The sequence below is a fragment of the Achromobacter pestifer genome, assembly GCF_013267355.1.
Taxonomy (GTDB): Bacteria; Pseudomonadota; Gammaproteobacteria; order Burkholderiales; family Burkholderiaceae_B; genus Achromobacter; species Achromobacter pestifer_A.
The window spans coordinates 6,181,616-6,200,513 of the sequence record NZ_CP053985.1; the positions used below are offsets into that span (position 1 = coordinate 6,181,616).

Annotated in this window: 17 protein-coding genes; 15 read left to right on the forward strand and 2 right to left on the reverse strand. The window is 68.0% G+C overall.

All coding sequences use genetic code 11. From position 1 onward, the window contains the following. Positions 1 to 61: 61 nt before the first annotated feature. From FOC84_RS29210 to FOC84_RS29225, 4 genes are all read left to right on the forward strand, one after another. Positions 62 to 976 carry an EAL domain-containing protein gene (locus FOC84_RS29210; RefSeq protein ID WP_173148443.1) on the forward strand — a complete coding sequence of 305 codons (915 nt, stop codon included), beginning with the start codon at positions 62 to 64 and terminating at the stop codon, positions 974 to 976. 166 nt (positions 977 to 1,142) lie between these two features. Beyond that, positions 1,143 to 1,319 (forward strand): hypothetical protein, encoded by a 177-nt coding sequence (locus tag FOC84_RS29215; RefSeq protein WP_173148445.1) that lies wholly within the window; start codon positions 1,143 to 1,145, stop codon positions 1,317 to 1,319. Between the two features lie 241 nt (positions 1,320 to 1,560). Further along, the gene (locus FOC84_RS29220; RefSeq protein ID WP_173148447.1) at positions 1,561 to 2,670 is read left to right on the forward strand and encodes a DUF748 domain-containing protein; all 1,110 of its coding nucleotides are present in this window, start codon (positions 1,561 to 1,563) and stop codon (positions 2,668 to 2,670) included. A 124-nt stretch (positions 2,671 to 2,794) separates the two neighbouring features. Then, on the forward strand, positions 2,795 to 4,432 hold the full coding sequence (locus FOC84_RS29225; RefSeq protein ID WP_173148449.1) for an ABC transporter ATP-binding protein: 1,638 nt from the start codon (positions 2,795 to 2,797) through the stop codon (positions 4,430 to 4,432). Positions 4,433 to 4,443: 11 nt separating this feature from the next. Here FOC84_RS29225 and FOC84_RS29230 read toward each other — a convergent pair whose 3' ends face one another. Continuing rightward, positions 4,444 to 5,157: an MgtC/SapB family protein gene (locus FOC84_RS29230; RefSeq protein WP_088140586.1), complete on the reverse strand. Its 714-nt coding sequence runs from the start codon at positions 5,155 to 5,157 to the stop codon at positions 4,444 to 4,446. Between the two features lie 178 nt (positions 5,158 to 5,335). Next, the gene (locus tag FOC84_RS29235; protein WP_173148451.1) at positions 5,336 to 5,722 is read right to left on the reverse strand and encodes a hypothetical protein; all 387 of its coding nucleotides are present in this window, start codon (positions 5,720 to 5,722) and stop codon (positions 5,336 to 5,338) included. Positions 5,723 to 6,458: 736 nt separating this feature from the next. Between FOC84_RS29235 and FOC84_RS29240 the strand changes: the two genes are divergently transcribed. From FOC84_RS29240 to FOC84_RS29290, 11 genes are all read left to right on the forward strand, one after another. Beyond that, the gene (locus tag FOC84_RS29240) at positions 6,459 to 8,036 is read left to right on the forward strand and encodes a TerC family protein (RefSeq protein ID WP_173148453.1); all 1,578 of its coding nucleotides are present in this window, start codon (positions 6,459 to 6,461) and stop codon (positions 8,034 to 8,036) included. Positions 8,037 to 8,315: 279 nt separating this feature from the next. Then, positions 8,316 to 9,143 carry a hypothetical protein gene (locus FOC84_RS29245; RefSeq protein ID WP_254241813.1) on the forward strand — a complete coding sequence of 276 codons (828 nt, stop codon included), beginning with the start codon at positions 8,316 to 8,318 and terminating at the stop codon, positions 9,141 to 9,143. A gap of 39 nt (positions 9,144 to 9,182) precedes the next feature. Beyond that, the gene (locus tag FOC84_RS29250; protein ID WP_173148455.1) at positions 9,183 to 10,148 is read left to right on the forward strand and encodes a SphA family protein; all 966 of its coding nucleotides are present in this window, start codon (positions 9,183 to 9,185) and stop codon (positions 10,146 to 10,148) included. 80 nt (positions 10,149 to 10,228) lie between these two features. Next, entirely contained in the window at positions 10,229 to 11,392 is a 1,164-nt protein-coding gene (locus FOC84_RS29255) for a formylglycine-generating enzyme family protein (RefSeq protein ID WP_173148457.1), read from the forward strand. Positions 11,393 to 11,430: 38 nt separating this feature from the next. Continuing rightward, complete coding sequence (locus FOC84_RS29260) at positions 11,431 to 12,402, forward strand: AAA family ATPase (RefSeq protein ID WP_173148459.1); 972 nt, start codon at positions 11,431 to 11,433, stop codon at positions 12,400 to 12,402. Positions 12,403 to 12,409: 7 nt separating this feature from the next. Beyond that, entirely contained in the window at positions 12,410 to 13,369 is a 960-nt protein-coding gene (locus FOC84_RS29265; RefSeq protein ID WP_173148461.1) for a DUF58 domain-containing protein, read from the forward strand. Further along, a complete protein-coding gene (locus FOC84_RS29270; protein WP_173148463.1) occupies positions 13,366 to 13,866 on the forward strand; it encodes a DUF4381 domain-containing protein in 501 nt (166 codons plus the stop codon). Before FOC84_RS29265 ends, FOC84_RS29270 begins: the two co-directional genes overlap by 4 nt. Next, on the forward strand, positions 13,853 to 14,875 hold the full coding sequence (locus FOC84_RS29275; protein WP_173148465.1) for a vWA domain-containing protein: 1,023 nt from the start codon (positions 13,853 to 13,855) through the stop codon (positions 14,873 to 14,875). The genes FOC84_RS29270 and FOC84_RS29275 overlap by 14 nt, the downstream gene beginning before the upstream one ends. After that, positions 14,860 to 16,461 (forward strand): vWA domain-containing protein, encoded by a 1,602-nt coding sequence (locus tag FOC84_RS29280; protein ID WP_173148467.1) that lies wholly within the window; start codon positions 14,860 to 14,862, stop codon positions 16,459 to 16,461. Before FOC84_RS29275 ends, FOC84_RS29280 begins: the two co-directional genes overlap by 16 nt. Next, entirely contained in the window at positions 16,458 to 17,879 is a 1,422-nt protein-coding gene (locus FOC84_RS29285; protein WP_173148469.1) for a BatD family protein, read from the forward strand. Before FOC84_RS29280 ends, FOC84_RS29285 begins: the two co-directional genes overlap by 4 nt. Next, positions 17,876 to 18,874: an HAD family hydrolase gene (locus tag FOC84_RS29290; RefSeq protein ID WP_173148472.1), complete on the forward strand. Its 999-nt coding sequence runs from the start codon at positions 17,876 to 17,878 to the stop codon at positions 18,872 to 18,874. Before FOC84_RS29285 ends, FOC84_RS29290 begins: the two co-directional genes overlap by 4 nt. The last annotated feature ends 24 nt before the right edge of the window (positions 18,875 to 18,898 follow it).

An 18,898-nucleotide genomic window follows, 5' to 3' on the forward strand; every position in this document is an offset into this window, starting at 1 on the left:
TGCCTCATTCTGCGCCCGGACAGCGCAGGTTTTCACCCAGGGGCGCGCAAGGAGTGTCGACATGACGTCGAATCACGAGGCTTCCACAGACTCGGTGGCGAGCGACGACGAGATCGCCGCCATGATCACCGGCAAGGATGGCCTGCGCATGCTGTTGCAGCCGCAGGTGGACCTGCTGACAGGCCGGATCGTGTCGGCCGAAGCGCTGGCACGCTGGCGGCATCGCCGCCTGGGCATCATCATGCCCTCCGACTTCATTCCGGCCGTCAACCGCCTGGGGTTGGACAAGGTGCTTTTCGAGCGCGTCTGCCTGCGGGTCATAGACATGCTGCTGACGATGCGGCGCGCCGGCATCGCGATACCCGTGGCCATCAACGCGCCGGCCTCCACCTTGTCGGACGAGGCCGCGGTCGACTTCCTGCTGGACCGCATCTACGCGGCGGAGCTGCCCGCGTCGCTGGTGCGGGTCGAACTGACGGAAGACCAGCCCATCCGCGAACTCGACGTGCTGCGCGCCACGCTGCTGAAACTCGAGAATGCCGGCTGCGAGGTCAGCCTGGACGACTTCGGCACCGGCCACGCGTCGTTGAAACTGCTGTCGGCGCTGCCGCTGTCCGAGGTCAAGATCGACCAGTATTTCGTCACGCGCATGCGCCGCAGCGCGGTCGCCTTCGAAGTGCTGCGCACCGCCGCGGAACTGGCGAACCGGCTGGGCCGCCGGGTGGTCGCCGAGGGCGTCGAGAACGTGGCGGACATTCCTGCCCTGCGGGCGGCCGGCTGCCGCTACGGCCAGGGCTTCGCGCTGGGCCGTCCCATGCCGCTGGACGAGTTGATGGTGCGGCTGCGCACGCAGCGCGACCAAGGCGAACCGTTGGCCGCGCCCGCCGCCTATGCGTCGTCCTGGCTCGACACCTACGACGCTTCCGCGCAGGAACCGCAGTCGGCGCGCGGCAAGCGGCACGCGACCACGCAATAGGGCCGGGGCGCCCAGCGTATTTTTTACCGACCAGGCCGGACTTTACCGGCAGTCCTTGCGTCCCCCTGTGCGCGAGACTGCGGGCGGTGACGGCTGCGCGGGTTTGGGCACGCGGGTTGCTGTAGTGGGTATGGCGGAGCTTTTTCCGTCTTCCAGGAGACTTGCAATGCCCAATCAGAACCAGCCCGACCAGCAAAAGCAGCAGCAGAAGCAACAGACCCAGGAAAACCCCAGGGACCGCAATCAACCCGGGCAGCAGCCCGACCAATCCGGCCAGCATGCCGATAAAGACCGGCAACAGCCGGGGCAGGCTCCGGGACAGCAAAGCAAGATGCCGCGCTGATCTTGGCTGATGGCCCCGCTACGGCTGGCGCCGCCGGCCTGGCCAGGCTGTCGCGAAATGGCCCAGGCCGCTTTGATCAGCGGCCTGGGCCGTTCGTTTTTGTCCGCTTTGCTGCCGACGCTGAGGGATCCAACGCTGCGTATCCGGGCGGGGCAGGCATGCTAGTCCTTTTTGCCCATTGCTGTCGGGCTGCGTATCCCCGAGGATGGGCGGGTCCGACCCCTGAATTCCGGAGCCCACAATGAGCTTGAACGCAACCGCGCCGCGCCGCCGGTCGGTTTGGGGAAGCATTTTCGCCATCACGACGCTGGTGGCTGCGGTGCTTGTCGTGCTGGTATTCGCCGCCACTCGCATCGTCGAGCTGCGCATCGCCGGCATGCTGGGCCCGCGTGGCCAGGTGGGCGAGGTGCGCGCCGGGTTCACCCGGGTCGTGCTGACCGACGTGGCGGTTGCAGGGGTCGCCGGCCAGGCGGACGCGCGGGCTCGGCGCGTGGTGCTCGAACCCGAATGGAGAGCGTTCCTGCGCAAGGAAGCCGCGTTCAAGACGATCACGGTCGAAGGCTTCGACTTCGCGGTGGTGCGCGACGCGGATGGCGAGCTGCATATTGCGCCCGCGCTGCAGGCCGCCTTGCGCGCGGGCGACGGTGGCGAAGGCGGCGCACGCCGCGGCATGCCCGTGCGGGTGGGCGATCTGATATTGCGTGGCGGGCGGCTCGAATTCGAGGACGCCGCGGTGGCGAAGCCGCCGCATCGCATACCCTTCTCGGAGGTCCAGGCGCGCCTGCATCCGGTGGCGATGCCAGACTCCCAGGCGCGCAGCGACATGGAATTCAGCGGCAAGGTCGAGGGCAACCGGAACGGGGAGGCCACGGTACGCGCGCAGGGCTGGCTGGTCGTGGGCGGCACGGACGCGGACATGACGGTGTCGGTGCGCAATATGGATATCCGCCACGCCGCGCCGTATCTGGCGGACAACGGCGCGAGTTCGCTGGCCGGCGGCGCCATGGACCTGGACATGAAGACCGCCATCGCCCGCCGTGAGCTGCGCGCCTCGGGCACGGTGGCGTTGCGCGGACTGAAATTCAGCGGCGATGGTTCGCTGTTCTCGCTGCCGCGCAAGGCCGTGCTCGCTGCCATGAAGGACCACAGCGGTGCGCTGCGCTTCCAATTCACCCTGGCGGGTGACCTCGATAATCCGAAGTTCTCGGTGACGCGCGGCTTCGCGGCGCAGGTGGCGCAAGGCTTCGGCCACGCCATCGGCGTGGGCGCGGAAGGCGCGGCCGAAGGCGTGACGGGCGCGGTCAAGGAGTTGGGCAATGCCTTGTCGGACCTGCTCAGTCCCAAGCCGTGACGGGCGCATCCTGGCTCGCCTGGCGCGCGGGCGCCGGCAGCGAATGAGCAAATGAGCAATCGGCATTTCCCCGCTGGAATGTCCCGGCCTAACATCCGCGGATTCCATCCAGGCTGAAAGAATCATGACCGAATTGCTGCGCATCCAGAACCTGACCGTGGACCTGCCGCCCGGCGCCGACCGGCCGCATGCGCTGAAGGACCTGTCACTGGCCATCAGCGCGGGCGAAATCGTATGCGTGGTGGGCGAAAGCGGTTCGGGCAAGTCGCTGACGGCCGGCGCGATCCTGGGGCTGTTGCCTCAAGACGTGCGCGCAAGCGGCGGCCAGGTGCTGTGGGAAGGGCAGGACCTGCTGCGGCTGGCGCCCGAGGCCTTGCGCCGGCTGCGCGGCCAGCGCATCGGCATGATCTTCCAGGAACCGATGACGGCGCTCAATCCGCTGCGCACCATCGGCGACCAGATCGCGGAAGTGTTCCGCACCCATACCCGGCTGGGGCGGGCCGAGATCCGGCGCCGCACGCTGGATCTACTGGAATCCGTGCGCCTGCCGGACCCCTTGCGGGCGCTGGGCGCGTATCCGCATGAGCTGTCGGGCGGCCAGCGCCAACGCGCCATGATCGCCATGGCCCTGGCCCTGGAGCCGGCCTTGCTGATCGCGGACGAACCGACCACCGCGCTGGACGTGACGACCCAGGCGCAGATCCTGCACCTGATCCACGACCTGCAGCGGCGCAAGGGCACGGCCGTGCTGTTCATCACGCACGACTTTGGCGTGGTCGCCGAGATCGCCGACCGCGTCGCGGTGATGCAACGCGGCGTATTGGTGGAAAGCGGCGCGGCGCAGCAGGTACTGGAACATCCGCGGCATCCCTACACGCGCGCCCTGATCGCGGCGGTGCCGCCGCTGGCGCCGGCCGCGCCCCGGCCTGGCGTGCAGGACGACGCGCCGGTCATCCTGCGTGCGCAAGGCGTGTCCAAGACCTACCGCAAGCGCGGCTGGTTCGGCCGCCCGGGCCGCGAGACGCGGGCGCTGGACGACGTGACGCTGACCCTGAAGGAAGGCGGCACGCTGGGCATCGTGGGCGAAAGCGGGTCTGGCAAATCCACGCTGGCGCGCGCCTTGCTGGGACTGGCGCCGCCGGACGCGGGCGGCATCACGCTGGCCGGCGAGCCGCTGGCGCTCAAGGGCGCGGCGGCGCGGCGCGAGCATGCACGGCGGGTGCAGATGGTGTTCCAGGATCCCTATGGTTCCTTGAATCCACGCCAGCGCGTGGGTGAAATCGTGGCGCGCGGCCCGATCGTGCATGGCACGCCCCGGCGTGTAGCGCTGGCGCGCGCCCAGGAACTGTTTGAACTGGTGGGCTTGTCGCCGGACGCCTTGCGGCGCTATCCGCACGAGTTCTCGGGCGGCCAGCGCCAGCGCGTGGGCTTGGCGCGGGCGCTGGCCATGCGGCCGCGCGTGCTGATCGCGGACGAGCCGGTGTCGGCGCTGGACGTGTCGGTGCAGGCGCAGGTGCTGGCGCTGCTGGCGCGGCTGCGCGAGCAATTGGGCCTGTCCGTCCTCTTCATCACGCACGACCTGCGCGTTGCCGCGCAGGTCTGCGACGACATCGCGGTGATGCAGAACGGACGGGTGGTGGAAGCGGGCGCCTGCGCCCAGGTCTTCGGCCAGCCGGCGCACCCGTACACGCAAGCCTTGCTTGCCGCGGTGCCTGGGCGGCGCTGGGATCCGGCCTCGGTGGCTTTGCGTCAGGCGGCCTGAGCCGGGTGGCGTTATACCGTGCGGGCCGCCCAGAACGCGGTGCGCACGGCGGGTGACGCCGCGATGCTGGCAGTCACCCGATCCAGGTCCAGTTCGTCGACCGAGGCTTCGCTGAGCGCGGCCTCGATCTCGACTTCGTTCTCGCCGAATTGGTCTATCTTCAGTTCGGACAGCGGCAGCTGTTCGGTTTCGAGCACGTCTTCCAGCACCGTCATGGCGGCCTGCCGCTGCTCCACGTTTGCGATCACGTGTATCACGGTCGTGACCTCGGTCGTTTGCGAGTCCACCGGCTGGCGGTTGACATAGCTGACGACAGGCCGCAACAAGGTGTTCGCCGCCAGCACGAAGGCCGTGGCGGCCACTGCTTCCAGGATCAACGAGGCGCCCGCGCAGGCGCCGATGGCGGCGGAGCCCCACAGCGTGGCGGCGGTGTTCAGGCCGCGGATGCTGCCGCCTTCGCGCATGATGGCGCCGGCGCCCAGGAACCCCACGCCCGAGACCACGTAGGAAATGACGCGCGAGCCGCCATCGGCGCCGCCCACGCGGAATGCCAGGTCCACGAAGATGGCGGCGCCCACCGCCACCAGCACATTGGTGCGCAGGCCGGCCGTGCGCTGGCGGAACTGGCGTTCAAAGCCGACCACGGAGCCCAGCACGAACGCGGTCAGCAGGCTGACCAGGGTATTGGCCAGCGTGATGAGTTGGATGTTTTCGAAATTCTTCATCTTCTTCTCGATTTTTCAGCATGTTATGGAAGGGCGCGCGGGCCGCTCAGGGCAGGCGCCAGACCGAGGCCAGGACCAGCAGCAGTCCCGCCAGCCAGATCAGCGCCAGCAGGACGACGCGCGCAATCATCAGGGTTTTGTACGGATCTTTCATGACAGCCTCCTGGCCGCGCTCATGTCAGGCGGGCAGCACGGCGATGGCCGCGCCGGACTCGCATTCCCAGTGCACCCGGCGCACGTCCGGGCTCTGGCCGAGCCGCAGCGCCACCGCGCCCAGCAGATTGCGCAGGTGGGGCGGGCAATGCAGCGTGACGACGGTGGACGCCAGCTGATCCGATTCGGCGCGCGATATGCGCACCGCCAGCACGCGCAGGTCCAGATCGCGCAGTTCGTAGTACAGCTGCTTGCGCAGCGCGTTGAGCGTGTCGGCCACGCTCACGATGGTGAATTGGTAGGTGGGCGGGGCCGCCTTAGGTGCGGCCGGCTTAGGCGCAGCCACGGCCGGTTGTGCGGCGCGCGCTGCGCCGCTGCGGTCCAGGAAAGGCAGGAATTGCTTGATGCGCATGATCGTCTCCTTAGCGGGGGAGTACGGTGGAAGATCCACATGCATGCGCCGCCAGGCCGGGCGCAGGCGCGCGACAAGTCGCAACGCATCGCGTCGGCAAGCAGTAAGGGAGAGGGCTGACGGTCCCGTATGGATGGGGCCGGAGAGCCGGGTCCTGGCTTTATGCAGGACCGGCGCGGACTAGGGCCGCGGATCCTGCGTCAAGCGGCGCTTGCAGTCGTGTTTCGACTACATCCGTCGTTGTCCACATTGATCTCTGGTAAGTTGAGGGTGCCGGCAGTATATCGTCGGCCTAGGGTAAACACCAGTAAAAATCCCGCAAAAATGTGCGCCAGCAGCCATGTCCTGCGCGCGCCCATCCGGATGCGTCAGAAACTGGATTCAGGTAGTATTCAGTTTCCCGTAAGAAAGAGAGCAAGGCGGGCGCTCTATCCGTTTGCTGCCCCGGCAGCCCGAGCCGTCCGCCACTTATGACTGAAGACCCACCCTCTAGCAGGGCGCCGCAAGCTAGCCGGCGCCCGATGCCCCATCTTCCTGCCACGGCCAGGGCACGCAGCCCGCAAGCCGATTCCACATTCGCCGCCGCGGCCACGCCGCGCTTGGGCGGCCGCGCTCCGCCGGCCGCCTGCGGGGCCGTCCGCGCCCGTTTTGAGCCTCATGCCCGCGTCCGCGGCGCATCTCCCTTGATCCTGTCCGGCGCCGCGTGGCGTCCGGTCCCGATTTGCATGGAATCTCGATGATTTTCGATTGGATGTCCGACCCCACCGCCTGGCTGGGCCTGGCGACCCTGGTCGTGCTTGAAATTGTGCTGGGTATCGACAACCTGGTGTTCATCGCCATCCTGGCCGACAAGCTGCCGCCGGAACAGCGTAACCGCGCCCGCTTGATCGGCCTGACGCTGGCGATGGTCATGCGCCTGGGCCTCCTGGCGAGTATCGCGTGGGTGGTCACCTTGACCGAGCCCATGTTCACGCTGCTGGGCGCGGAGATTTCGGGACGCGACCTGATCCTGATCCTGGGCGGCCTGTTCCTGCTCTTCAAGGGCACCATGGAGCTGCATGAGCGGGTGGAAGGCAGTGCCAGCCACGACCAGGGCCAGAAGCCGCAGCATGCCGTGTTCTGGCAGGTGATCCTGCAGATCGTGGTGCTGGACGCGGTGTTCTCGCTGGATTCGGTGATTACCGCCGTGGGCATGGTGCAGGATCTCAGCATCATGATGATCGCGGTGATCGTGGCCATGGCCGTGATGATGCTGGCCAGCCGCCCGCTGATGGCCTTTGTGGGCCGCCACCCGACAGTGGTGATCCTGTGCCTGGGCTTGTTGCTGATGATCGGCTTCAGCCTGGTGGCCGAAGGCCTGGGCTTCCATGTGCCCAAGGGTTATCTGTACGCCGCCATCGGTTTCTCGATCTTGATCGAACTGTGCAACCAGCTGGCGCGCCGTAATCGCGTCAAGGGCACGCACGCCCTGGGCCGCCGCCAGCGCACGGCGCAGGCCGTGCTGCGCCTGCTGCGCGCCGGCCGCGCGGGGCATGCCTCCGGCCAGGCCGACGAGGTGGCCGCGCTGGTCGACGGCGCGGACGGCGAACCGGCTTTTGCGCCCGAGGAAAGCACCATGATTGAACGCGTGCTGTCCATCGGCGGGCGGGACGTCCGCTCCATCATGGTGCCGCGCGGCGACATGATCTGGCTGGACGTGGCCGATACGCCTGAGAGCATCGTGCGCAAGTTCGGCAGCGGCCACTCGCGCCTGCCGCTGTGCGCGGGCGATCCGTCCAATGTGCTGGGCGTGCTGCACTTCAAGGACTTGTTGCCGCTGTTGCAGAACCCGGGCCCGATCGACCTGGTGGAGCTGGCGCGCGAGCCGCGCTATGTGATGGAAACCATGCCGGTGCTGAAGGTGCTGGACGAGCTGCGCGCCTCGCGCGACCACATGCTGATCGTGGTCGACGAACACGGCGTGTGCGAGGGCCTGATCACCCCCATGGACGTGCTGACCGCCGTTGCCGGCGACTTGCCGGAGCACCAGGAAGACCAGCCCGAAGCCTTGCAGTTGGCCGATGGCTCCTGGCTGCTGGAAGGGCGCCTGGCGGTCGCGGAAGCGGCGCGCCTGCTGGCAGCGCCGGACCTGGCCGACGAGTATCCGGACGCCACCCTGGCGGGGTGCCTGTTGCGCGCGAGCGGACGGATTCCTGAAGCCGGCGACGCGATCGCGTGGCGCGACTGGCGCTTCGAGGTTACCCGGCGCGATGGCCTGCGCATCGATCAGGTGCACGCCAGTCCGATCAGGCAGGAGTCGCCTCAGGCCGGTTGATGTAGTCCTGAATCGGTGACGCGATGGGGATGCCTTGGGGCATCCCCGTTTTTTTGGCCATATCCGCTGGCCGCGATTCGCGCCAGAATCCCGCGCACTAATCTTTTTGCAACCCGAATGCAAGGGGGATAGGGCCTATGGATAGTATTGGTGAAAGTAAAACTCTGTGCGAAGATTGCGACAGATTTCACGATTTTCAATCACGGCATGGTTTGCCGGAATTTGCATTTCCGTACGGCGCGTCTTTGCATTTTGTTATCTCTTTTCGGGGTACATCGCATGGGCAGTACGCAGTCTGCATTCGAGGAAATCAGTGGGAAATGGATCGCGGCGTGGCTGATGGTGGCTGCGCCGCTATGCTTTGCGCCGCTTGCGCATGCCCAGTCTCAATCGGCGGATGACGCCAACAAGAGCAACAACCCGCTCAATCTGGCGGCGTCGCTGAATTTCCAGAATTACTACACGCCGAAGTTGTTCGGCAGCAACGCCCACACCAATGATTTCCTGGTCCGGCCGACCATACCCGTCGCGCCTGGCGATTTCATCGGCGTGCCGCAGATATTCCGCATCACCGCGCCGGTCAGCACCCGGCCGCAGGCCGACGGCAGCTACAACTCGGGCCTGGGCGATCTCAACGTGTTCGACATTTTCCTGTTGCAGCAGGGCGCGCTGGACCTGGGCGTGGGGCCGATGCTGACCGCGCCCACCGCCACCAGCCGCGAACTGGGCGCGGGCAAGTGGTCGGCCGGCCTTGCCGGCGTGGCGGTGCAGGCCAGCAAGGAGGGGCTGCTGGGCGCGCTGGTGCAATGGCAGCATTCCTTTGCCGGCCAGAATACGCGCGACACCGTCCATACCGCTACCTTCCAGCCTTTCCTGATACGCAATCTGCCGCAGGGCTGGTATCTGAGATCCACGGCGACCTGGACCTTCGATCTGCAGAAAAGCGATTACTACATTCCCATCGGGCTGGGCGCGGGCAAGGCCTGGCGCGTGGGGAAGAACATCTTCAACGTGTTCGCGGAGCCGCAATGGACCGTTGCGCACAAGGGGGAAGGGCTGCCCCAGTTCACCTTGTTCGCCGGTTTGAACATCACTTTCGGGAAGTGATCCTGTCAGCGTTTTCCTGATCTTGCGGAGTATGTAGGGATGCAGAGCGCGATCGCGGCGGTTGCGGGGTTGTTGGCCGTTCTGGCTGGGCTGGTCCTGCCGGCCGCGGCATGGGCGACCGAAGGCGCATTGGGGCGCCAGATCACGGGCACCAACGTGCAGCCCAACGCGGGCATCGTTTCTCCCGAGCCGATCTGGGCCGTCAACCTGTCGCAGATCTACCTGGACGGTACCGTGGGCGGCAGCCGGGAAGTGCCGGTGGGGGGCCGTACCTCGCTGGGCCTGGATGCGAAAGTGGCGTTCACGCTGGCCACCGTGCTCAAGACCTGGGACACCGGACCGGGGCGCTGGAACTTCGCCTCCAGCTTCACCTTGCCCTATGTCTGGAACAAGGTGAATTCCACCGTGACCGGAGCGGGCGGACGCAGCACCGAGCAGAGCGATACGGCCTCGAACCTGTTCGACATCTACTTCTCGCCCATCATCGCGGGCTATCACTTTTCCGAAACCTCGCACATGGCGCTCAGCCTGAACATCTGGGCGCCCACTGGCAAGTACAACGCCGACGACATGGCCAACCCCAGCCTGAACAACTGGACCTTCATTCCGCAGGTGGCCTACACCAAGATATTCCCGGAGTCCGGTTTTCAACTGGACACCGTGGCCGGGGTCCAGTTCTATACCCGCAACAACGCCACGGACTATCGCAACGCGCCGCTGTTCAGCATGGATGTGATGGGCCGCAAGATCTTCAGCAACGGCCTGAGCGCGGGCCTGGTCCTGGGCACCATCCAGCAGCTGGGCAGCGATTCCGGTCCGACCGCCGACCGGCTCAACGGCTTCAAGGGACGCGACTGGGCGCTGGGTCCGATCGTGACCTATGACAGGAAACTCGCGGACAAGCGCTCCTTGTCCCTGAGCCTGCGCTGGGTACCCACGATCAGCAGCACGAAGCGTCTGGACAGCAACGATACGGTCATGGCGACCGCGACGCTGGTGTTCTGATCGTCAGCATGATTTCCAGGGGCTGCCAGCCCCGGGCGCGGCACGGCCGCCCCTGAACCATCAGCTTTCGGGTGATTGAAATGGCAAAGCAAACGCAAGGGAAAACACGCTACGCCGGCGCATTGCTGCTGGCCGGCGTGGTGCTGGGCGCGGGCGCAAGCACCGCTTACGTGGTGATGGGCAAGGACGGTCCGCCCGAGGCGGTGAAGGTGGTGCTGGGCGACGGCAAGAGCGGTCCGGCCGGGATGGCCTGGGTGCCGGGACGCGAGTTCCTGATGGGCAGCAGCCACAAACTGGCGCAGCCCAACGAAATGCCGGCGCACAAGGTGTCCGTCAGCGGCTTCTGGATGGACGTGAACGACGTGACCAACGTGCAGTTCCGCCGCTTCGTCGACGCCACGGGCTACGTCACGACCGCCGAACAGAAGCCGCGCTGGGAAGACTTGGCGGTCCAGCTGCCGCCCCGCACGCCGCGCCCGGACGACAGCCTGCTGGTGCCGGGCGCCATGGTGTTCGTGGGCACCGAGAGCGAAGTGTCCTTGCGCGACTATTCGCGTTGGTGGCGCTATGTGCCCGGCGCCAACTGGCGCCATCCGCAAGGGCCGGGCAGTTCCATCGCGGGCAAGGACGACCATCCCGTGGTGCAAGTGTCGTACCAGGATGCGACAGCCTATGCCAAATGGGCCGGCAAGCGCCTGCCCACGGAGTCTGAATGGGAAATGGCCGCGCGCGGCGGACTGGAGCAGGCCACCTATGCCTGGGGCGAGGAACTGCTGCCGCAGGGCAAGGCCATGGCCAATATCTGGGACTCGCGGCAACAGCAACCCTTTCCGGTCGTGAAGGATGAAAAAGTGCAGGTTGGCACCATGCCGGTGGGCAGCTTCTCCCCCAACGGCTATGGCCTGTACGACATGGCCGGCAACGTATGGCAATGGACCGCCGACTGGTACCGCGCCGACGCCTTCAAGATTCAGGCGCAATACCGCCAGCCGCCCGCGGACCCGGCGGGGCCGGCCGACAGCTACGACCCCGACGACGGCATTGTTCCGCCCGCCGCGCCCAAGCGCGTGACGCGCGGCGGCTCGTTCCTGTGCAGCGACACCTATTGCATCAGCTACCGCACCAGCGCCCGGCGCGGCACGGACCCGATGAACGGCATGTCGCACCTGGGCTTTCGCACCGTCATGACGCCAGAACAATGGAAGTTGGCCCAGACGGCCAGGAACGGCGTCGCCAGCCGCTGACCCAACATGCCATCCGTCACGCAGGAGAGGGAATGCCAATGAGCAACCGCGACAGCATTCTGGAATTGGAGCGCGCCATCGCGCGCTCGGTGTTGGGCCAGGGCGCCGTCATCCGCGAGGTGCTGTTGGGCCTGTTGGCCGACGGCCACCTGCTGCTGGAAAGCCTGCCCGGCCTGGCCAAGACGCGCACGGTCAAGACCCTGGCCCAGCATCTGGCCGCCGCCATGAGCCGCATCCAGTTCACGCCCGACCTGCTGCCCTCGGACATCACCGGCGCCGAGGTGCTGCAACAGGACGCGCAGGGCGCCAGCCGCATCCAGTTCCAGCAGGGGCCGCTGTTCGGCAACCTGATCCTGGCCGACGAGATCAACCGCGCGCCCGCCAAGGTGCAGGCCGCGCTGCTGGAAGCCATGGAGGAGCGCCAGATCACCGTGGCCGGCACCACCCACCGCATGCCGCAATTGTTCATGGTGTTGGCCACCCAGAACCCGATAGAACAGGAGGGCACCTATCCCTTGCCCGAGGCGCAGATGGACCGCTTCATCATGAAGATCGTGCTGGACTATCCTGACCCCGACAGCGAAAGGCAGATGCTGGCCATGCTGCGCGGCGAATCGCGCCAGGATGGCGCCGCCGACAGCGCGCCGCTGACGCAGGAGACCCTGTTCGCCTGCCGCGCCGAAGTCGATCAGGTGCACGTGTCCACGGCGCTGGACCAGTACCTGGTGGACCTGGTCAACGCCACCCGCCGGCCGGCGGCGCAGGACCCCGATCTGGCGCGCTGGCTCCAGGTCGGCGCCAGCCCGCGCGGCGCGATCGCGCTGGACAAGGTGGCGCGCGCCCACGCCTGGCTGGCCGGGCAGGACTACGCCTCGCCCGATGACGTGCGCAGCGTGGCCCGGCCAGTGCTGCGGCATCGCCTGCACCTGTCCTATGACGCGGTCGCCGACGGCGTCACGGCGGACCAGGTGATAGACAAGCTGCTCGATACGGTCGCGGTGCCGGTCTGAGTCCGCCATGCCGTCAGCCGCTCCTTCCCCGGAAGTCCAGGTCCGCATCGCGGACTTGATGGCGCTGGAACCCGCCGCGCGCGGCCTGGGCTTCTTCAGCCGCCAGCCGGTGCGCAGCATACTTGCCGGCCAGCATGGTTCGCGCCTGCGCGGCCGCGGGCTGGACTTCGAGGAATTGCGCCGCTATCTGCCCGGCGACGACCTGCGCCAGCTGGACTGGCGCGCCTCGCAGCGCCTGGGCAAGCCCTATGTGCGCACCTACAGCGAGGAGCGCGACCGTCCGGTGCTGGTGGTGGTGGACCAGCGCATGGGCATGTACTTCGGTTCGGTGCGCAGTTTCAAATCGGTGGTGGCCGCGCGCGTGGCCGCGCTGTCCGCGTGGATGGCCTATCTGGCGGGGGACCGCGTGGGGGGCCTGGTGTTCAGCGACGCGGGCATCGACAGCGTGCGCCCGCTGCGCAGCCGCGAACGCATCCAGGCCTTGTTCGCCGCCGTCGCGCGGCGCAGCCAATCCATGCGCGCCGATCAAGCGGACGTGGATGCGACCGGACGGCTGAACCAGGCGCTGCAAGGGACGCTGGCGCACGCGCCGCACGATTGCCTGGTGTGCCTGATCAGCGATTTCGCCGGCGCCGACGCCATGACCTTGCGCCTGTTGCGCACGCTGGCGGCGCACAACGACGTGATCGCAACGCTGGTGTACGACCCGCTGGCGCTGCGCATTCCCTTGAGCGGCCGGCTGGTGGTGACACAGGGCGAGCTGCAGGTCGAAGTGGCGGCGGACCGCAAGCAGGTGCGCGAGCCGCTGTCGGACTTCTTTTCGGGACGGCTGCACGACGTGGCCGAACTGCTGCGCCGCAGCCGCGTGCCGCTGCTGTCCATCGACACCGCGGACGACACCGTGGCGCAGTTGCGGCGCGAACTGGGCCGCCAGGCCAGCCGTCAGCACAGCCGAGGCAGGACATGAACGCCGACGCCACGCCGTCCATCGAACAGCTGCGGCAGCTGCCACTGCCCGAGCCGGTCAGTTACTGGCCGCAAACCTGGGGCTGGCTGGCGCTGCTGGCCGTGGCGCTGGCCTTGGCCGGATGGGCGGCGTGGCGGATGGCGCGCCGTCACGCTCGAAATCGCTACCGCCGCGCAGGCCTGCGCATGCTGGAGGCGCTGCGCCGGGAAACGCAATCGGACCCGCTGGCCGCGCGCGCCTTGCCGGATCTGCTCAAGCGCGTCGGCCTTTCGTCGGTGGCGCAAGCCGACCGCGCCAGGGTGGGCGCCTTGCAGGGCGCGGAGTGGGTCGCCTTCATGGACCAGGGCGTGGCCGTGTTTCCGCCCGACGCGGGCGTCTTGCTGAGAGCGCTTGCCTATGCGCCGCCCGAGACTTTGCGGGCCATCGATCCCGCCCGCGTGCGGACATTGTTCGCCGCCAGCCGGCAATGGATGGAGCGTCACCATGTGGCGGCTTGAATATCCCTGGCTGTTGGCGCTGCTGCCGCTGGGATGGCTGGCGTACCGCTATCTGCCGCCCTACGTGCAGCGCCGCAGCGCCGTGCGCATTCCGTTCTTCGAATCGGTGGCGCGCAGCACTGGCCAGACGCCGCAGCGTCCCGGCGTGCGCGGCGACCGCTGGCAGCTGGCGCTGAACGCGCTGGTGTGGCTGCTGCTGATCCTGGCGCTGGCGCGGCCCGAGCGGATCGAGCCGCCGATGGAACACCGCCAGCCGGTGCGCGACCTGTTGCTGGCCATCGACATTTCGCAATCCATGGAGACCGAGGACTTCGTGGCACCGGACGGGCGCCGCGAGGACCGGCTAAGCGGCGTCAAGGCGGTGGTGGCCGACTTCATCGACCGCCGCAAGGACGACCGGCTCGGCCTGATCGTGTTCGGCAGCGCGGCCTATCCGCAGGCGCCGCTGACGCAGGACCATGCCACGCTCAAGCTGCTGCTCGCCCAGGTGAGCACGCGCATGGCCGGCCCCAACACGGCCATCGGCGACGCCATCGGCGTGGCGATCAAGCAGTTCGAGCATGCCGGCGAAAAGGATCAGGTCCTGATCCTGCTGACGGACGGCAACGACACTGGCAGCGCCGTGCCGCCCGACCGCGCCTCGGCCATGGCGGCAGCGCGCCATATCGTGGTGCACACCGTGGGCATAGGCGATCCGCAGGCGCAGGGCGAAGAAAAGGTCGATTTCGACGCCCTGCGCGCGATAGCCGCCAAGACCGGGGGCCGCTTCTTTCCGGCCCAGGACCAGGCGTCGCTGCGGCAGGTCTATGCCGAGCTGGACCGCATCACGCCGCACGAAGTCCGCGAACTGCGCCACCAACCCAAGCAGGATTTCTTCTGGGTGCCGCTGGGCCTGGCGCTGTTGCTGCTGGCGGTCTGGCATCTGGCCGCCGCGCTGCGCGGCTGGCATCGCGGCGCCAGGCTGCCGCGCGATGGCCGCGTGGAGGAGGGCGGATGGAAATCGACCTGAGCGCCTTCCATTTCCTGCGCCCATGGTGGCTGCTGACCGTCGCGGCCGCGGCCTTGCTGTTGTGGCGGCGGCGCGACGAGGACGGCCGGGCGGGATGGCGCAGCAACATTGCGCCGGCGCTGCTGCCGTACCTGACCGTGCGCACGCAGGGCAGCCGCGGGCCACGCCCCGCGCAACTGCTGGCCGCCGTGCTGGCGCTGGGCGGCATCGCGGCGGCGGGGCCGACCTGGCAACAGGACCGCCCGGCCTTCCTGGACAATCTTGCACCCCTGATTGCCGCGGTGGATCTGTCGCCGTCGATGGACGCGGCCGATCTGCCGCCCAGCCGGCTGGAGGCCGCCAAGCGCAAGTTGCGCGACTTGCTGAAACGCCGCGCGGGCGCCAAGACCGGGCTGATCGCCTACGCGGGCTCGGCCCACCTGGTGTTGCCGCCCACCGACGATCCGGCGCTGCCGGACATGTTCGTGCAGGCCCTGTCCACTGAACTCATCGCCGCGCCCGGCAAGAACGCCGCGGCCGCCATTTCCCTGGCCGCCAGCCTGCTGCAATCCGGCGAGGCGGGCGGCACGCTGCTGCTGGTGACCGACGGCGCGGATACCAGCCAGCTGGCCGAGGTGGAGCGCCTGGCCCGCGCCAATTCCTTCCAGATACTGGTGTGGGCGGCAGGGACGCGCGACGGCGGCGTGGTGCGCGACGCCCGTGGCCAGCCTCGCATCGATGCCCAGGGCAAGCCGGTGCTGGGCGGCTTCAATGAGGATGCGTTGAAACAGCTGGCGCAGGCGACGCGCGCGCCGCTGGGCAGCCTGACCTTGAACGACGACGACCTGGACTGGGTGACGCTGCACGCCGAACGCCACTTCCAGGAGGTCCAGGACGCGGACAAGCCGCTGCATTGGAAGGACGCCGGCTATTGGCTGTGCTGGCCGCTGGCGCTATTGGCGCTGCTGGCGCTGCGGCGCGGCTGGAACATCAACTGGGCGGCATGCCTGCTGTTGGCCGCCACCGCCGCGCTGTACACGCCCCGGGTGGACGCCAGCCCGCTGGCCGACGCCTTTTTCACGCCCGACCAGCAGGGCCGCTGGGCCTACGAGCATAAGCGCTATGCAGAGGCCGCGGCCTTGTACGCGGATCCTTACTGGAAGGGCCGGGCCGCCTACGACGCGGGCGAGTACCAGGCCGCGCTGGCCGCCTTCGCCAAGCTGGATACGCCGGAAGGCTATTTCTACCTGGGCAATACCCAGGTTCGGCTGCGCAGCTACGACGCGGCGCTGGCGGCCTATGACCAGGCGCTGCGCCTGCGGCCGGATTTTCCCGAAGCGCGCGACAACCGCGAACTGGTCGCCAGATTGATCGCCGCCGCCGAAAGCGAGCAACAGGATGACGACTCCGAGAAGCCCGACGAGACTCGCGTGGACAGCGACAAGGGCGCGGGCAAGATGATGCGGGTATCGGCGCCCCAGGCCGCCTCGGACGAGGTCTGGCTGCGCAACCTGAGCCTGTCGCCCGCGGGCTTTCTGAAGCAGAAGTTCGCCATCGAGGATGCGCGCACCTCCGCGCCGGCACAGGGACGGGGGAAACAGCCATGACCCGCCGCCATGCCGCCTTGCGCCGCCTGGGCCTGTGGCTGCTCCTGCTGCCACTGAGCCTGTACGCCGGGATGGTGCGGGCCCAGTCCGCGGATGCCGGGCCGCAACTGCGCGCCGAGGCCCGCATGGCAGCGTCGGGCGAGCTGATGGCGGGCGCCACGGCCATCCTGCAGGTGGACGTGTTGACCTCGACCTGGTTCACCCAGCCGCCGCAGCTGCCGGCCCTGGATATTCCGGGCGCCCTGGTGTCGGGACCGTCGGGACAAGCCACCATCATCCGCAGCACGATAGGCGGCATCGCCTACAGCGGACTGCGTTACTCCTACCTGGTCAGCCCGCAGGCAGCGGGCGCCTTGCGCGTCCCCGCCATCCACGTCAGCGCGCAGGTAGGGCAGGCGACGGCGCCGCTCGCCGCGCAGACGCGCCCGCTGGAAGTGCGTGCCGCGGGGCCGCCTGGCGGCGTGGCAGGGCACGCGCTGGCGGCCAGCGCGGTCCAGGCCAGCCAGCAGATCCGCTATTCGGCCCAGCCTCCCGCCGTGGGAGACCACGTCAGCCGCGTCATCACCGTGCAGGCCCAAGGCGCGCAGGCCATGCTGATCCCGCCGCCTGCCGCGGCCTCTGTTCCGGGCCTCAAGCTGTACGCGTCCGAACCCGAACTGACGCAGATCTCCGACGATCGCGGCGGCTTCCTGGGCGGACAGCGCGTGGACCGTCTGGACTACGTGATCGAACATGGCGGCGCTCATGAGCTGCCCGCCGTGGAGATCCGCTGGTGGAACATCGCGGCCAACAAGGAAGAGCGCCTGGTGCTGCCCGCGCAACGCTTCGAGGCGCAGGCGGGCGCCGCCTACCAGGCGCCATTCTCGGTCGAGCAGGACCTGCGCGACATGGGCCGGCAAGTGCAGTTGCGCGTCCCAGGCGGATGGCTGGCGCTGGCGGTCGGGATTGCGTTGGCGGCATTGCTTGGATGGCTGGGTGCGCCCTGGCTGCGGCGGAGTACTGCCCGGGTCCAGACGGCACTGCGGGCCCGGCGCCTGCGGTGGCGCGCGTCCGAGCCCTATGCGGCGATGACGCTGCGGCGTCTGCTGGCCCAACCCCAACCGCGCCTGGACGCGCTTTACCGGTGGCTGCGCCGCGCTTGCGGCGCGGCCACGGTCGCGCAGGCCACGGCTGGCCTGGAGCCTGCGCTGCGGCAATCGGGCGCCGATGCATTGCGCGCGAGCTATGGCCGCGACCCCGATGCGGCGCGGGGCTGGCGCGGCCTGCGCCAGATGTTCCCCCGTTGGCGCCGGGCCTTGCTCGCGCGGACCCGGCCTGCGCAGGCGCACGGCCTGCTTCCCCTGAATCCCGGCACCGCCGAACCGCCACGCGGCCCCGCAGCCGCCGCGTCCGCCGAACTTCAAGGAGATCTCCCATGACGATGCCTTTGCTCGCCCGGCGCTGGTTTGCGCTGCTGTTCCTGCTGCTCCTGGCCGCCGCGGCCCGCGCGCAGACGCCGCTGCCTTCCTGGAACGAGGGGCCCTCGCGCCATGCCATCCTCGGCTTCGTGCAAGCCGTCACGACGGAGGGCGGGCCGGACTATGTGGCGCCGGCCGACCGGATCGCCGTGTTCGACAACGACGGCACCCTATGGAGCGAGCAGCCCCTGTACTTCCAGCTGATCTTCGCGCTGGACCAGGTCAAGGCCATGGCGCCTCAGCATCCCGAATGGGCGCGGGAGCAACCCTACAAGGCCGCGATCGAAGGCGACCGTCAGGCGCTGGCGGCCTCGGGCACCGAGGGGCTGCTGAAGATCGTGGGCGCCACTCACACCAACATGACCACCGAGGCCTTTGGCGCGGAGGTCAGGCAATGGATCAAGACCGCCCGCCATCCGCGCTTCAAGCAGCCGTACACCAGCATGATCTATGCGCCCATGCTGGAGCTGCTGGACTATCTGCGCGGCAACGGGTTCAAGACCTACATCGTGTCCGGCGGCGAAGTGGAGTTCATGCGCGCCTGGGCGCAGAACGTCTACGGCATTCCGCCGGAACAGGTGATAGGCACCACCTTCGTCACCGAGTTCCAGATGCAGGACGGCAAGCCCGTGCTGATGCGCACGCCCAAGCTCGACTTCAACGACGACGGGCCGGGCAAGCCCGTCGCCATCAATAAGTTCATCGGCCGCCAGCCCATTTTCGCCTTCGGTAATTCGGACGGCGACCTGCAGATGCTGCAGTGGACCGCGGCCGGCAGCGGCAAGCGTTTCGCGGGCCTGGTGCATCACACCGACGCCAGGCGCGAGTGGGCTTATGACCGGGATTCCAAGATCGGCCGGCTGGACAAGGCCCTGGACGAAGCGCAGCAAAAGGGTTGGGTAATCGTAGACATGGCAAAGGAGTGGAGAAGGGTATACGCATTTGAAACACAGTGATTCGTTTACGTGACTGGGAACCGC